This window comes from Acetobacter cerevisiae, from assembly GCF_001580535.1.
Taxonomy (GTDB): Bacteria; Pseudomonadota; Alphaproteobacteria; order Acetobacterales; family Acetobacteraceae; genus Acetobacter; species Acetobacter cerevisiae.
This window is the reverse complement of the sequence record NZ_LHZA01000105.1, coordinates 1-13899: the sequence shown is the minus strand read 5'-3', so window position 1 is coordinate 13899 and position 13899 is coordinate 1. Positions and strand designations below refer to the sequence as shown.

Genomic DNA, 13899 nt, shown 5'->3' with positions numbered 1-13899 from the left:
TCAAACCCCGGGACTAAACACCTAGTCAGTCTCGTAGGAGGGAGACGGTCGGGTATCGCCTTCAAGTCGGACGCCGGCTGTCCATAGAATCACGCCAGAAGCGGACATTCAGCTGGCAGAATCCGTCATCTAGCGGGCGGACGATATAGGGGGCGTTACGGCAGCTGCTCGGTCCTTGCGGGGAAAGCGGCGCCCGAGGGACTGGTCCTCAAATTCGGCGAGCGCCTTGTCGTCGATCACAACTTCAAGCTGATCATGCCCGAGATTGAACTGCCCTTCCCGCAGCAGATCGATCAGGCCAGCCCTCTCGGCGATGTATGCATCAAGCAGCGGACCTGGGATCGTCGCCATTAGCCGTGCCTGCTCCACCTTGTGGTCCGTCTCGACGACCGCGATGCGTGTCCCGGCCGGACCAAAAATCGTCCGCGCCACGATGAGATAACGCGTCATCATCAGGAGACGCGTGCAGATTGCCTGGTCGGTTTCCAGTGCGCGCTCGGGCGGTACGGCGATTAGAATAGACCCGCCACCCAAGCTGAGATCAATGCAGCGGAGTGCCATGTCCCGCAGCCGGAACTGCTCGGTGAGGATTTCCGTCAGGACCTCGCCCCGCCTTTTTTCGTCTAGCGTCGGGTCCTCCCAGATGAGCTCCAGGTTTTCGTTCAGCTCGGCACGAAGCTCCGCCCGCTGTGCAGGCGTGAAGGCCGCGTCGACGATCTGGAGCAGGCGCGCAAAATCACCGTCGTCCGCTTGCACACAATCAAGCCCGAAGAGTTCGGTTGCGGCATCCAGGCAGGAAACGAGTTCCGCAACCAGGATACCGTTCCAGCCGAGCTCGTCGACGCTCCATCGCACGGTTGAGACCTTTGGCTGCGGCCCGCGATTGATGTTGCGGAACAAAACCGTCCGCCCCTCGACCTCATAGCCGTGGGATCCACCGTGCGAAATCGCATTCCGCACCTTTGCATCGTAGCCTTTGAACATCGGGGAGGTATCACCACGCCTGCGCAAATGGGCCTCGATGAACTCGACCTTGTTGAACTCGCCCAGCTTGAAGTTCGCAGCGTCAATGTCGGTGAATGTGCCGACGATGAATTCACAGCATGCGACCAGGAGCGTGAGGTAGGGATCAAATAGATCACTGACAATCAGGCGATACAGGCCGATCTGATGTTCCGTCTCTTCCGTGCTGCCTTCTTCGGTGTCGCCGATGCGCGCCATCTCCCGCCCGACGCGCTGCCAGTTAGGCTGCAAGCTACGCCGAAACTTGACCCAAGGCAGGAATACCTGTGCAACGAACCGCGCCGAATCGACAGCATGCGCTTCGTGCAGCAGCAGCAATACCGATTGCAGGCGGCTGGCCCATTCGCCAGGAAAGAATGTGCGACGCAGTCGCTCATGAAGCTCGGTCTTGAGTTCCGCATCGAGTTCCGCGAGGTCCTTTCGGACCATGAGCAATTTTTCAGGCTGCAGCAACGCAAGAGCCTGGGCCACTTCTTCGAGCGTGGGTGGGGTGAGGTTCACAGGATCGCCTCTGCCGCGCAGGCCCGTAGGATGTGCGTCCACAGCAGGTGCAGCTTCGTCAGATCATAATTGCTCTTTGCAATGTGTACAAAAAAGGCGTCGACGTAGCGCTGCTTGGCAACGAGCTCGCCTTGATAGGCCTGCAAGTGTTTGTTGAAGCCGGTCCAGCGGATCGCCCGCGCTTCCCGCGGGCCGAAAGCAAGGTCGAGGAAACATTCAATGGCGACGGCGCGCCCGTTAACGTCCTCGACGGTTTCTCCCGATGGGCCGAGCGTCGGAAAGCGGCTGAATTCATCGAGATAGGGCAGCGATACCGTCCGCATATTGCGTGGTAGTTTGAGGGTTTGCAGGCTTTGGAGGGCCTCGTTTCCCGCTGTGTCGTTATCCAGAATCACGACGACCTTGTTCCGCACATTGATGGCGGCTAAGCCTTTGCAGAAATTCACTAGGTTGCCGGTGCCGGCGAATGGGTAATTGTCCTTCATATCTACGAAGTCGAAAAAGTCCGCGACGTCTGGCGCGACCAAGGGCAGTGCGGTTTTCAGAATGTTGGAGTCCGATGAGCCTTCGGTGACGATCAGGAACTTGCTTTCATCGGCGAGAGGCTCGAACACCTCGCCGTTTTCGACATATCCGCCCTCGACGACGTCATGAATGCTCCAAACCAGATCGCGGTCCAGATTGGCGGGATTTTCCGCAAGCAGCCGGAGAATAACGTAAGGATTGAGGTTCTCGAAGAAGGTGCCATCATCCCGGGTCGCGGCGCAGGAATACGAAGCTAGGACGCGTTTGAATTCAGCGTCGCTCAGAACGTGCGCGGCAAACTCGCCGAGATCGAAGTCACCGTCATATTCGTTATTGCACACGCGATCGACGTCGATCGCGGAAAGCGCTTGGCGGAACACGTCGAAGCTGATGTTCACCTCGGGGTAATAATCCGGCACACGCCGCAGCGCCTCGGCATAAATTGTCCGGCAGCCGTCAAGGCTGAACCCGAGCAGTTCGAGGCGCGGAATGACACGGCGGAGTTTCCGGACATAGGCTGGCTGCACGATGACTTCGTCATAGGCATAGAAATATTCGGCTTCGGCGAGGTCGGCCCTGTCGAACAGCGATGAGTAGTTGCGAAAGAAGGAGTTCTTCCCCCAATCCACTTCGAGACGCCCAAGGCGTAGAGTAACCATCGACCCCATCGACATTCCTTCGGGCACGGCTTCGAACGTTGCGTTGTGTACCATGACATAGCGCATTTGGCACGCGCCCGTCTCGACCGGCAGGATATTGTGTCAAGCCTCATACTTCGACCGAACCGCGGCCGTGCTGTCCAGCGGCCTGAGCACTTGGCATTCCTCTTTGCCCGGCAGGGGCGTCCGCCTTAAGCTAAGGTATGCTTCTCCTTCCCGAACTCCCTATAGCGGACAGACAGCTTTCCCCCCATAACTGTCATTCCAAAGGCCGCGGAGGATCGACACAAGCAAGCATGCCATCAGACAAAGGCGTCTGAAGCCGCAGAGCCTCGCTGACAGCCGCATTCATCCATACATCCAGTTCATCTGGCTGCGTCAGAATCACCGGCATGGCTTTCGGATGGATGACTCCAACTTCCCGGTTCGCCTCGGTGGTCAGAAATCCAAACAGGTCATCCGTTGTCTCTCCATCAGCCAGTTTCCGCACGGATGTCCATCGGCACCAGATACCGGCAAAGAAAGCCACCAACTCACCGTCGCTGCGGGCAAACCACACAGGCTGCGATTTCCCGTCAGGCAGACGCTCCGGCTCCGAGAACGCCGTCAGCGGCACCAGACAGCGATGTGCCACACCTTCCCATCGCTTCCACCATGTCGAGGTCGGATTGCGGATATTGGTGACGCCGCGATCGACCTTATGCCCCTTGAGGTAACCGGGCGGTGTCGGCATGCCCCAGCGCGCCATGACCAGTTCGCGACCATTGTCGCCATTCCGCACAATCGGCGCCATCGTGTTCGGGTAAATCTCGGGCAGAGGCTGGAGATTGCCCGTGCGATCCTCAAGGACTTTCGCAATGTCCCGGATCGCCTGCGGGTTCGACGTCATGGAATAGAGATTGCACATCCACCTGCTCCCTTACGACCACATGCCGCGCAGACGGGCGGCCATGTCGATCCGCACCGACTTCGCCGCTTCCTGCCGGGCCTGCTCTTCCGGCTTCACGACCGGCCAAGATACGGACTGAAACAGGGGCAGCATGTCCCGGTCGATGAAACGGGTGCGTGAGGCATAGACATGCCGGTCGCCCCGACTGTACTGGCCGTGCACATAGAAACGCTGCGGCACCATGATATCGAGCCTGTCCTTCGCCCGCGTCATGGCGACATAGAGCAGGCGGCGTTCCTCTTCGATGTCATCCTGCTCGCCGGTGGCCAGATCGGATGGAATGCAACCATCCACCACATTCATCACGAACACGTTCTTCCATTCCTGCCCCTTGGCGGAATGAATGGTCGAGAGGATCAGATAGTCCTCGTCCAGCAGCGGCATGCCGGCCTGATCGGACGTGGCATCCGGCGGGTCCAGCGTCAGTTCGGTCAGGAATTTTTCCCGTGAGGGATAACCGCCAGCGATCTGCTCCAGTTGCACCAGATCGGCCAGACGGGTGGAAGCGTCCTCATGCAGTCGCTCCAGATGCGGCTCATACCAGTAACGCACTGTCGCGATCTCGCCCGGCCAGCCGACCTGATGGCTGCCAAGAGCGGTGAGTGTGTTCACGAAACCCGTCCAGGCCTCGCCACTGCGCGGCGGGGTTTTCACATCCTTCAGCGCCTCGAAGGGATGGGCATTCTCGCCCATCGTATCCAGCACGCGCCGGGCCGAGGTCGGCCCCACGCCCGGCAGAAGCTGCAGGATCCGGAAGCCCGCAATGCGGTCGCGCGGGTTCTGGGCAAAGCGCAGCAGGGCCAGCACATCCTTCACATGGGCGCTGTCGAGAAACTTCAGGCCGCCAAACTTCACGAACGGGATGTTGCGCCTTGTCAGTTCCACCTCCAGCGTGCCGCTATGGTGCGAAGCCCGGAACAGCACCGCCTGCTGCTTCATCGGCGTGCCGGCCTCCCGCTCTTCCAGCACACGATCCGCGATATAGTTCGCCTGGGCCGTGTCATCCCAGATGGTGACCAGTCGCGGCTTTTCATCCGAGGTGCGCTCGGTCCACAGATCCTTGGTGAACCGCTCGGCCGCTTCGCCAATGACGGCGTTGGCCGCATCCAGAATGGGCTTTGTCGAGCGGTAGTTCCAGTCCAGCGTCACGACGCGGGCTTCGGGTTTGAACTGTCCCGGAAAATCGAGGATGTTGCGCACGGTCGCGGCCCGGAAGGCATAGATCGACTGCGCATCATCGCCCACCACCGTCAGCCCGCGCCCCTCTGGTTTCATGCCCAGCAGGATATCCGCCTGCAGCCGGTTGGTGTCCTGATACTCGTCAACCAGCACATGATCCCATTTACCGCCGATATCGGCCGCCAGCACCGGATCGCTGACCATCTGCGCCCAGCACAGCAGCAGGTCGTCGTAATCCAGCACGCCCTGTTCCTGCTTCGCCGTGACATAACCGGCGAAGAGCTGTTTCAGCTGGGCTTCCCAGCCCGCGCACCACGGATAGTGCTTCAGCAGCACATCGGCGAGCGGCGCACCGGAGTTCACCACACGGGAATAGACGGCCAGACACGTGCCCTTGCCGGGAAAACGCTTCTCGGTTTTCGAAAACCCCAGATCATGCCGGATCAGATTCATCAGATCGGCAGAATCCTCCCGATCATGGATCGAGAAAGCCGGGTCCATGCCGATCTGCTGGGCATACTCCCGCAGCAGCCGCGCGCCGATGGCATGAAACGTCCCGGACCAGGCCAGAGCGTCGACCAGTGGACCAGCCTTGTCTCCGAGCACCGTTTTGCAGATGCGCTCTACCCGTCGCGTCATCTCGACACTGGCCCGACGCGAGAAGGTCAGCAGCAGGATGCGCCGCGGATCGGCGCCCGAGGCGATCAGATGCGCGACCCGGTGCGCCAGCGTGTTGGTCTTGCCCGATCCAGCGCCAGCGATGACCAGCAGCGGGGGTGAATCCGCAAGAGCTGACACGCTTTCAGTCCCATGGAGGACGGCCTGCCGCTGGGCGTCGTTCAGACGGGACAGATAATTCTGGCCATTCGGAGCGGGAGAACTCTCTGAATTCAATTCCTTAAGGTACCTTCACCAACGATTTGGGGTGATTATACGCCCTGCATCATCCTGATGTGGTGCGAATTTGCGTTGACTTCCATACCCCAAAAAGAACAAAAGAAGAACATACAATCAGGACATCAGCCTGAATAAAGGATATCGAGCCGTGAAATGACTGCTGAAACCCGGAAAAAACCTGGCCTGGAGACGCTTCGGGCCGAGATCAGCCGTCTCGAAGGACACAGCGACCGACGCCGCAGGATGCTGCCCTTTGGCGTGCGTGAGATCGATGCGCGCCTGCCCGGTGGCGGCTTGGCGCTGGGCGCACTGCATGAAGTGGCAGGCGGCGGGAATGATGCCCTGCACAGTGCCGCCGCCGGTCAGTTCTGCGCCGGGATTGCCGCCCGCACGCGCGGCAAGGTGCTCTGGATCGTCACCCGGCAGGACGTGTTCGCCCCCTCCCTGAAACAGGTCGGGCTGTCGGCACGGCGAACCATTTTTGTCGAAGCGACTTCGGACGTCGATGTGCTGGCGTGTTTCGAGGAAGGACTGCGACATGGCGGCCTCGGAGCCGTTGTCGCTGAAGTAGCCCGTCTGTCCATGACGGCCTCTCGTCGCCTGCAACTGGCTGCCGAGACATCCGGCTCTCTGGGCATCGCGATACGACGCTGGCGGCGGCAGACGGATGCTGCGGATTTCGGCCAGCCGACCGCCAGTATGACCCGCTGGCGGGTGTCCGTCCTGCCTGCTGTGCCGTTGCCAGTGCCCGGTGTGGGACGGCCCCGCTGGCTGCTGGAACTGATCCGCGCCCGGGCGGGCGAATGTGCTGATTTTGAAGTGGAGGCCTGTGATGGCAAGGGTTGTCTCTCTTTACCTGCCGCTCTGGCCGACGGATCGGATCAGGAAACGACTTGGGCCAGACGCGCCCACGCCTGAAACGCCTCTGGCCCTCGTTGGACGGGAAGGACGGCAGCGGCTTCTGCTGTCTGTTGATCTGGCCGCCCGCAAGCTGGGGCTGCGCCCGGGCACGCCGGTGGCCAAGGCCCAGGCGCTGTATCCCGATCTGGTGCTGATGGACGCCGATCCCGAAGGCGACCGGCTGGGACTGGAAAAACTCGCTTTGTGGTTCCAGCACCGGGTCGCGCCCATCGTGGCCGTCGATGCGCCGGACGGCCTGGTTCTGGACACGACCGGGGCGGATCACCTGCATGGTGGCGAACTTCCCATGCTCAAGGATATGGTCCACCGCATGGCAGGAGCCGGTTTTTGCGCTCGGGCTGTAGTCGCGGACACCTGGGGGGCGGCCCACGCACTGGCTCGCTATGGCCGGTTAGCGATTGCGGTTGCCCCTTCAGATAAAACGGCCTCTGCTCTGACTGATCTTCCCGTTGAAGCACTCCGCCTGCCCTCCCCTATCATCGAGGGGCTGGCCACGCTGGGCGTATCCCGCATCGGGCAACTGGCCGCCATGCCCCGTGCGCCTCTGGCGCTGCGTTTCGGCCCAGAGGTGGCTCGCAGGCTGGATCAGGCTTTTGGACGCATGGGGGAAGCCATCGTGCCAGTCCGCCCGGTTGATCCGGTCGAGGTCAGCCGGAATTTCGCCGAACCCATCGGGGCGGCCGAGACCATCGCCAAATATATTGGCAAGCTGGTGCCGCTGCTCTGCCAGGGTCTGGACGAACGTGGACAAGGCGTGCGCCGTCTCGACCTGCTGCTGCATCGGGTAGATAGCCGGACCGAGGCGATCCGCGTGGCGACCGGCGTGCCGGTACGCGACGTGAAGCGCCTGACGCGGCTGCTGTGCGAGAAAATCGAAACCATCGATCCTGGGTTCGGCATCGAACGCATGGTACTGATCGCTTCATTGGCCGAACCGATGGACCGGCGGCAGACCGTGTCCTCCCTGATTGCCGAGGAAGAAGCCGATGTGTCCGACCTGATCGACACGCTGGCCAACCGCGTTGGTACGCCGGCTCTGTATCGTTTTGCCCCGGTAGAAAGCGACCTGCCTGAACGCTCCTTCTGCCGCGTGCCTGCCCTGGCTCCAGAAGAGACAAAGGACTGGCCGGAGCACTGGCCACGTCCGACACGCCTGCTCGCACGACCTGAACCGGTCCAGGCGATGGCGGAACTGCCGGACCAGCCACCGTTGTTTTTCATCTGGCGGGGCGTGCGACGGAAGGTGAAATGCGCTGATGGGCCAGAGCGGGTCTTTGGCGAATGGTGGAAGAATGACGCCGAACTGACCATCGCCCGCGATTATTTCCGGGTCGAAGACACCAGCGGCGAGCGGTTCTGGCTCTACCGGGCGGGTGATGGTGAGCACGTCGAGACCGGCTCGCAGGGCTGGTTTCTGCACGGGATTTTCGGATGATCACCTCGGCGCCGCACTACGCCGAACTGCAGGTCACAACCTATTTCTCGTTCCTGCGCGGGGCGTCTTCTCCAATCGAATTGTTTGCGCAGGCAAAGACGCTGGGCATCGAGGCACTCGGTATTTGCGACCGCAATTCCCTGTCCGGGATGGTGCAGGCCCATGTCGCGGCAAAAGAGGTCGGGCTCCGGCTTGTCGTGGGATGCCGTCTCGATCTGGCAGATTTTCCGCCCGTGCTCGTTTATCCGATGGACCGGGCCGCCTATGGCCGTCTCTGCCGTCTGCTCAGCCTCGGCAAAGCGCGAGCCGGAAAAGGGAAATGTCATCTTCTCTGGGAAGATCTGGTGGCCTGGGGCGCGAGCCTGATCGTCGTCATGATCCCGGACACGGCGGATGATGCCTGCGCCCTGCATCTTCGCAAACTGAAAGAGGCTTTTGCCGATCGCGCTTACATGGCGCTCACCCTGCTGCGCCGTCCCAATGACCAGATGCGGTTGTATGAGCTTGCCAACCTGGCGCATCAGGCGCGAGTGCCAACCGTTGTGACCAATGACGTGCTGTTCCACACCCATGACCGGCGCATCCTGCAGGATGTCGTCACCTGCATCCGCCACAACACCACGATCGACGAAGCCGGGTTCGTCCGCGAACGTCATGCCGACCGTTATCTCAAGCCACCGCAGGAGATGGCCCGGCTGTTCAGCCGTTACCCTGAAGCGGTCGCCCGCACCATGGATATCGTGGAGCGCTGCCGTTTCTCGCTCGATGATCTGGCCTACCAGTATCCCGATGAAGTGTCCGCGCCCGGTCAGACGCCCCAGCAGGCTCTGGAAACCCTGACATGGGAGGCCACAGCCCGCACCTACCCCGAAGGGATTCCGGGCGAGGTTCGCAAAAGTCTGCACCATGAACTGGGTCTGATCGGGCGCATGGAATACGCGCCCTATTTTCTGACGGTGAACAGCATCGTCCGCTATGCTCGCAGCCAGGACATTCTCTGTCAGGGACGTGGATCGGCTGCCAATAGTGCCGTCTGTTATGTGCTGGGCATTACCGCCATTGATCCGGCCCGAAACTCCCTGCTGTTCGAACGCTTCGTCTCTGAAGAGCGCGGCGAACCGCCGGATATCGATGTGGATTTTGAACACGCACGCCGTGAGCAGGTCATCCAGTGGGTCTATGAGCATTACGGGCGTGACCGGGCAGCCCTGACAGCCGTGGTGATCCGCTATCGCGCCAAGGGGGCCTTACGCGATGTCGGCAAGGTCATGGGCTTGCCGGAAGACCTGATCCGCACACTGTCGGGCCAGATTCAGGGCTGGGGGCGCAAGCTGGACGATGACGCCCTGACTGACAGCAGCATTGATTTGTCCGACCGGCGCATCCGTCTGACCATTGATCTGGCCCGCTGCCTGATTGGTGTACCTCGTCACCTGTCACAGCACCCCGGAGGATTTGTGCTGACGCATGACCGGTTGGATGAGCTTGTGCCCATTGAGCCTGCATCGATGGAGCAGCGCCAGATCATTGAATGGGACAAGGACGATATCGACGTCCTGAAATTCATGAAGGTCGATATCCTAGCCCTTGGCATGCTGACCTGCATGAAAAAAGGTCTGGACCTGCTCGGGGAACACAAGGGCCAGCACTTCACGCTCCAGAGCATCCCGGCCGAGGATCCGCGCACTTACGCCATGATCAGGAAGGCAGACACGATTGGCGTCTTCCAGATCGAAAGCCGGGCACAGATGTCCATGTTGCCACGGCTCAAACCGCGCGTGTTTTATGATCTCGTCATTGAAGTCGCGATCGTGCGCCCTGGCCCCATACAAGGTGATATGGTGCATCCGTATCTGCGTCGCCGGGAAGGGATCGAGCCGGAAGAGTATCCCACCCGGGAACTGGAAAAGGTTCTGAAAAAGACGCTTGGCATCCCGCTGTTTCAGGAACAGGCGATGCAGGTCGCCATGATCTGTGCGGGGTTTACCGCCGCCGAGGCCGATCAACTGCGTCGGGCCATGGCAACGTTCAAGAATACGGGTACCGTCTCACAGTTTCAGAGACGGCTCATCGAGGGCATGCGCGCCAACGGCTATGATGAGGATTTCGCCGAACGGATCTACCAGCAATTGGAGGGCTTCGGCTCCTACGGATTTCCCGAGAGCCATGCCGCCAGTTTCGCCATTCTGGCCTATTCGTCGTCGTGGATGAAATGCACGCATCCGGATGTGTTTCTGGCGTCACTCCTGAATTCCCAACCGATGGGGTTCTATGCACCCGCGCAACTGGTCCACGATGCGCGGAAACATGGCGTGGAAATCCGGCCCGTTTGCGTCAATGCCTCGCACTGGGACAGCACGCTGGAAGGACCGGAAAGACCTGACGGGATGTTCGCCGTGCGGCTGGGCATGAGTCTGGTGAAAGGGCTGGCCAATGACGATGCCGCCTGCATTGTTGCCGCACGGGCCTTACGCCCGTTTACGTCGGTCGATGATCTGTGGCGTCGGGCCGGTGTCAAAGCGGCAGCCCTGCCCCATCTGGCCGAAGCCGACGCGTTCCGGCCTTCGCTCGGGCTGGCACGGCGCGAAGCGCTCTGGGAGATCAAAGCTCTACGCGATGAACCCCTGCCCCTGTTTGCGGCCGCAGAAGTAACGCGTGAAGCGGAGGAGCCGGATGTGTTGCTCCAGCCCATGCGAGATGGGGCAGAGGTGGTGCGAGATTACAACCGGCTTGGCCTGAGCCTTCGAGATCATCCGCTGACCTTTCTCCGCGAGGATCTTCGGGCACGGGACATCATAACGTGTCAGCAGGCGTTGGCGGCGAAGGACGGGAAGCGTCTCACCGTAGCGGGACTGGTGCTGGTCCGGCAGCGCCCCGGCTCAGCCGAAGGCGTGGTGTTCCTAACACTGGAGGATGAGACGGCCAACATGAACGTCATCATCTGGCCGGACATGTTTGATGCGAACCGGCGCGTCGTACTTGGTGGCCAGATGCTTGCCGTGAAAGGCATGCTCCAGAAAGAAGGTGAGGTCGTACATCTGGTGGCAAAGGAGATCACCGACCTCTCCGGCCTACTGGCGGACGTCGGGAACCGTTCTTTGCAAAACGTCGGCATAGACCTGCAGGAACCCAGATCCGAACATCTGGTGATAAAGTCACGAAACTTCCACTGACTGATGATCTATCCGCTTCTGCGCAATCCCGGTAAGGGTTGCCCGCCTCGCGACCTGTGAGAAAAGGGGGGCGCCGATCATGAGTTCGTCGGGCTGATGCTGTTTTATGAAAGAAGAAATGCCTGCGGCCACGACATCAGCCGTTCCTGTAAACGTATAACGCAGGGTTCTGTCGATAAGAGCCTGTTCCTGTTCGCTCCATGAAACAGCGCGAGGTGCTGGAAATTGCGTTGGACGCCCTCGGCGTAACGCAACAAAATGTTGCTCCAGTGAAGTCGCAGCATGCTGCGCCTCGGCTGGTGTATCTCCAATAATCGCATTGACGGCCAGCATGGCGTAAGGCGTCTGAAGACGTTCTGACGGTTCAAAACGCTGGCGATAAAGAGCCAGAGCCTCTTCCATAAGGTCCGGTGCGAAGTGACTTGCGAATGCAAACGGTAGGCCCATGATTGCGGCCAGATGCGCTGAAAACAGGGAGGAGCCGAGCAGCCAGACGGGCACATCCAGCCCCGCTCCCGGTACAGCAAAAACCGTCTGCCCCGGTTGGGGTTTCTCGAAATAATGCAGCAGTTCCGCAACATCCTGGGGAAAGCGATCAGCAGAGCCCGGATCACGCCTCAGTGCCCGCATGGTCGCCTGATCGGAGCCTGGGGCCCGCCCCAACCCAAGGTCGATCCGACCGGGATAGAGAGAGTCCAATGTTCCGAACGCTTCGGCGACAGCAAGCGGTGCGTGATTGGGCAGCATGATACCACCTGCCCCCACCCGAATGGTTTTCGTCGCTCCCGCAACATACCCAATAGCCACAGCAGTCGCGGCAGAAGCAATACCGGGCATTGCATGATGTTCCGCAAGCCAGAAGCGACGAAACCCTAAACTCTCCGCATGCACAGCAAGATCCGCGCTGCGATGCAGCGCCTCTGCGGCCGAACTCCCTTCATTGATGAAGGCCAGATCAAGAATTGAGAGCGGAATCATGGGAACAGTCCTCTTATCCAGTCCGTCTTCACATGGGACTGCAGACAACATACTCCAAGCCACCAGATGAATATCCTATTCTTAGCAATCTCTTGAAGGAGGAGAGAGCATTTTAAATGCGATAGAACGAAAAGAAAAAAAACAGCAATTTCATATGCATACGAAGTGTGCGTACGAAATTGCGGTAGCGTGCCCTCACATACCCCCGAAAGGACGAAAAAGAGACAAAAACGGGACAGAAAAGGGAAAAGGCGGCCATTTTTACGGCCCGGACAGTCCCCTCCATTACTGCCACACCGTATGACGCCACTCATGACAGCAGTTTTGAAGTGTCATGACCCCGTCAGGGACGATGACAGGACGGGAAATGGTGTCATTGTGACGTCATTTCCCGTTATTGGCTCAGACTATCGATCTCATTTACGGTCGCAGGCCACGTTCATGATCATGCGGGGATACCCACCAGTCTCAGAATCGTCATACGCCAGATCTCTGGTCAGAACGGCGTGCCCACCGACGTGAATTTGCTCCATGTATGAGAAGCAGGCTGCCACCTGTTGATGACCCACCCGGGATAGGACAGTGCAGACGCAAAATCATGCACACCTGCATTTTCTGTCGGCAGTATGCGGATCTCTGGCGCCTCACTCTCCCACAGCACCTTATGCTGCGCGTCAGTCAGCGCAATATGCGTCCCCACGGCGCCATAATAGTTGGAATAGGCAATCAGCACCGTCACATGAGGCTGCGATGGTCCGAAACTGACATCCACGATACGAGGAGCTTTCTCAAGCACGTGAGCATCTGGATCGGTCGCAGGGTCAGCAGGATAAAATGACCCTTTGGCAAATTTTATTCCCTGCGTTTGTGCGAAGAACGGTGCATCAGCGGACGTCGCCGCCCTCCCCGGCTGCGTTCCCTGCTCATTGCCGTACGCATGCGATGCTGCTGCATCGGCGAGCTTCTGCCAGTCTACAGCATGCGCCTGTTGCGGATGGCTAACAGCCAGACCCAGGGCAACAGAAAGTCCTGCAAATACCTTCTTCATGAAATACCCTTTCCAGAAACGCCTTATTATAAAAAAAGTGCTTTAACTCTGATTTTTCTCAAACGCGCAAAACACCAAGGCACGTTATCCGAACGCTTATCACTCTCCGGTCACGTGCCCTGATTCAGCAAGGTCTTTCAGAAAAGTCAGGTTATTTTTGTGCCAGCCATCGCCATAGCTGTCATAGGTACCGATGCGAACATCCTGAGGCACCACAAAATGGCCTTGCAGAACCTGCAGGATACGAGGATCCTGTGCCCAAACCGGTGCTCCCTCTGGTGTCATGAGCAGAACGAGCGTTATCCGGTCATGCTCTGGCGCCACAGACTGCAACGGACCATATTCCAGAACTTTTTGGGCTGTAAGACCGTAACAGAGCCGGGCTGGCACCCGCACCCCGAACGGCGCAGTATCTCCTGCAAGAGGGGGCGCCTTCAGACTATTTTGTACGCTCTGGTTCTCTGAAGGTCCGTCAAAAATCGCCATGGCTTCTGGGCCTGTAGCCAGGAACAGATCCCCTGCAAAATGCTGCGTGGTTTCTTCCTGACCCGGTGGACCTTCGTCAGGCTTTGGTTCCGAATTATCGTCGACGCGGATTTCTCACACTTGAG

The 13899-nt window shown here is 59.6% G+C and carries 10 protein-coding genes; 3 read left to right on the top strand and 7 right to left on the bottom strand.

What is annotated here, in order from left to right; genetic code table 11:
• Window positions 1-129: 129 nt before the first annotated feature.
• The 4 genes from AD928_RS02405 to AD928_RS02390 form a co-directional block, all read right to left on the bottom strand.
• Window positions 130-1524, bottom strand: coding sequence for a hypothetical protein (locus AD928_RS02405; RefSeq protein WP_062247954.1), 1395 nt, complete (start codon window positions 1522-1524; stop codon window positions 130-132).
• Window positions 1521-2774: a HEPN/Toprim-associated domain-containing protein gene (locus tag AD928_RS02400; RefSeq protein WP_062247950.1), complete on the bottom strand. Its 1254-nt coding sequence runs from the start codon at window positions 2772-2774 to the stop codon at window positions 1521-1523. Before AD928_RS02400 ends, AD928_RS02405 begins: the two co-directional genes overlap by 4 nt.
• Window positions 2775-2967: 193 nt before the next feature.
• The gene (locus AD928_RS02395; protein WP_062247948.1) at window positions 2968-3615 is read right to left on the bottom strand and encodes an SOS response-associated peptidase; all 648 of its coding nucleotides are present in this window, start codon (window positions 3613-3615) and stop codon (window positions 2968-2970) included.
• Window positions 3616-3627: 12 nt separating this feature from the next.
• A complete protein-coding gene (locus tag AD928_RS02390) occupies window positions 3628-5634 on the bottom strand; it encodes an ATP-dependent helicase (RefSeq protein ID WP_233419903.1) in 2007 nt (668 codons plus the stop codon).
• Between the two features lie 252 nt (window positions 5635-5886).
• Here AD928_RS02390 and AD928_RS02385 point away from each other — a divergent pair, with 252 nt between their 5' ends.
• Genes AD928_RS02385 through AD928_RS02375 form a run of 3 tightly spaced genes read left to right on the top strand, consistent with a single transcriptional unit; the run spans window position 5887 to window position 11262 of the window.
• A complete protein-coding gene (locus AD928_RS02385; RefSeq protein ID WP_062247944.1) occupies window positions 5887-6651 on the top strand; it encodes an ImuA family protein in 765 nt (254 codons plus the stop codon).
• Window positions 6566-8089 carry a Y-family DNA polymerase gene (locus tag AD928_RS02380; RefSeq protein WP_167347337.1) on the top strand — a complete coding sequence of 508 codons (1524 nt, stop codon included), beginning with the start codon at window positions 6566-6568 and terminating at the stop codon, window positions 8087-8089. Before AD928_RS02385 ends, AD928_RS02380 begins: the two co-directional genes overlap by 86 nt.
• Complete coding sequence (locus tag AD928_RS02375) at window positions 8086-11262, top strand: error-prone DNA polymerase (RefSeq protein ID WP_062247941.1); 3177 nt, start codon at window positions 8086-8088, stop codon at window positions 11260-11262. Before AD928_RS02380 ends, AD928_RS02375 begins: the two co-directional genes overlap by 4 nt.
• Here AD928_RS02375 and AD928_RS02370 read toward each other — a convergent pair.
• The 3 genes from AD928_RS02370 to AD928_RS02360 all read right to left on the bottom strand — a co-directional run bounded on the left by AD928_RS02370 (window position 11245) and on the right by AD928_RS02360 (window position 13774).
• The gene (locus tag AD928_RS02370) at window positions 11245-12240 is read right to left on the bottom strand and encodes an LLM class flavin-dependent oxidoreductase (protein ID WP_062247939.1); all 996 of its coding nucleotides are present in this window, start codon (window positions 12238-12240) and stop codon (window positions 11245-11247) included. The genes AD928_RS02375 and AD928_RS02370 overlap by 18 nt on opposite strands.
• Window positions 12241-12736: 496 nt before the next feature.
• Complete coding sequence (locus AD928_RS02365) at window positions 12737-13288, bottom strand: hypothetical protein (RefSeq protein ID WP_062247937.1); 552 nt, start codon at window positions 13286-13288, stop codon at window positions 12737-12739.
• A gap of 99 nt (window positions 13289-13387) precedes the next feature.
• The gene (locus tag AD928_RS02360; protein ID WP_062247935.1) at window positions 13388-13774 is read right to left on the bottom strand and encodes a hypothetical protein; all 387 of its coding nucleotides are present in this window, start codon (window positions 13772-13774) and stop codon (window positions 13388-13390) included.
• Between the last annotated feature and the right edge of the window lie 125 nt (window positions 13775-13899).

Coding starts and splice junctions, on each gene's coding strand:
- AD928_RS02360 (WP_062247935.1), bottom strand. CDS start 13,774: ATGGCGATTTTTGACGGACCTTCAGAGAACCAGAGCGTACAAAATAGT.
- AD928_RS02365 (WP_062247937.1), bottom strand. CDS start 13,288: ATGAAGAAGGTATTTGCAGGACTTTCTGTTGCCCTGGGTCTGGCTGTT.
- AD928_RS02370 (WP_062247939.1), bottom strand. CDS start 12,240: ATGATTCCGCTCTCAATTCTTGATCTGGCCTTCATCAATGAAGGGAGT.
- AD928_RS02385 (WP_062247944.1), top strand. CDS start 5,887: ATGACTGCTGAAACCCGGAAAAAACCTGGCCTGGAGACGCTTCGGGCC.
- AD928_RS02400 (WP_062247950.1), bottom strand. CDS start 2,774: ATGCGCTATGTCATGGTACACAACGCAACGTTCGAAGCCGTGCCCGAA.
- AD928_RS02380 (WP_167347337.1), top strand. CDS start 6,566: ATGGCAAGGGTTGTCTCTCTTTACCTGCCGCTCTGGCCGACGGATCGG.
- AD928_RS02395 (WP_062247948.1), bottom strand. CDS start 3,615: ATGTGCAATCTCTATTCCATGACGTCGAACCCGCAGGCGATCCGGGAC.
- AD928_RS02375 (WP_062247941.1), top strand. CDS start 8,086: ATGATCACCTCGGCGCCGCACTACGCCGAACTGCAGGTCACAACCTAT.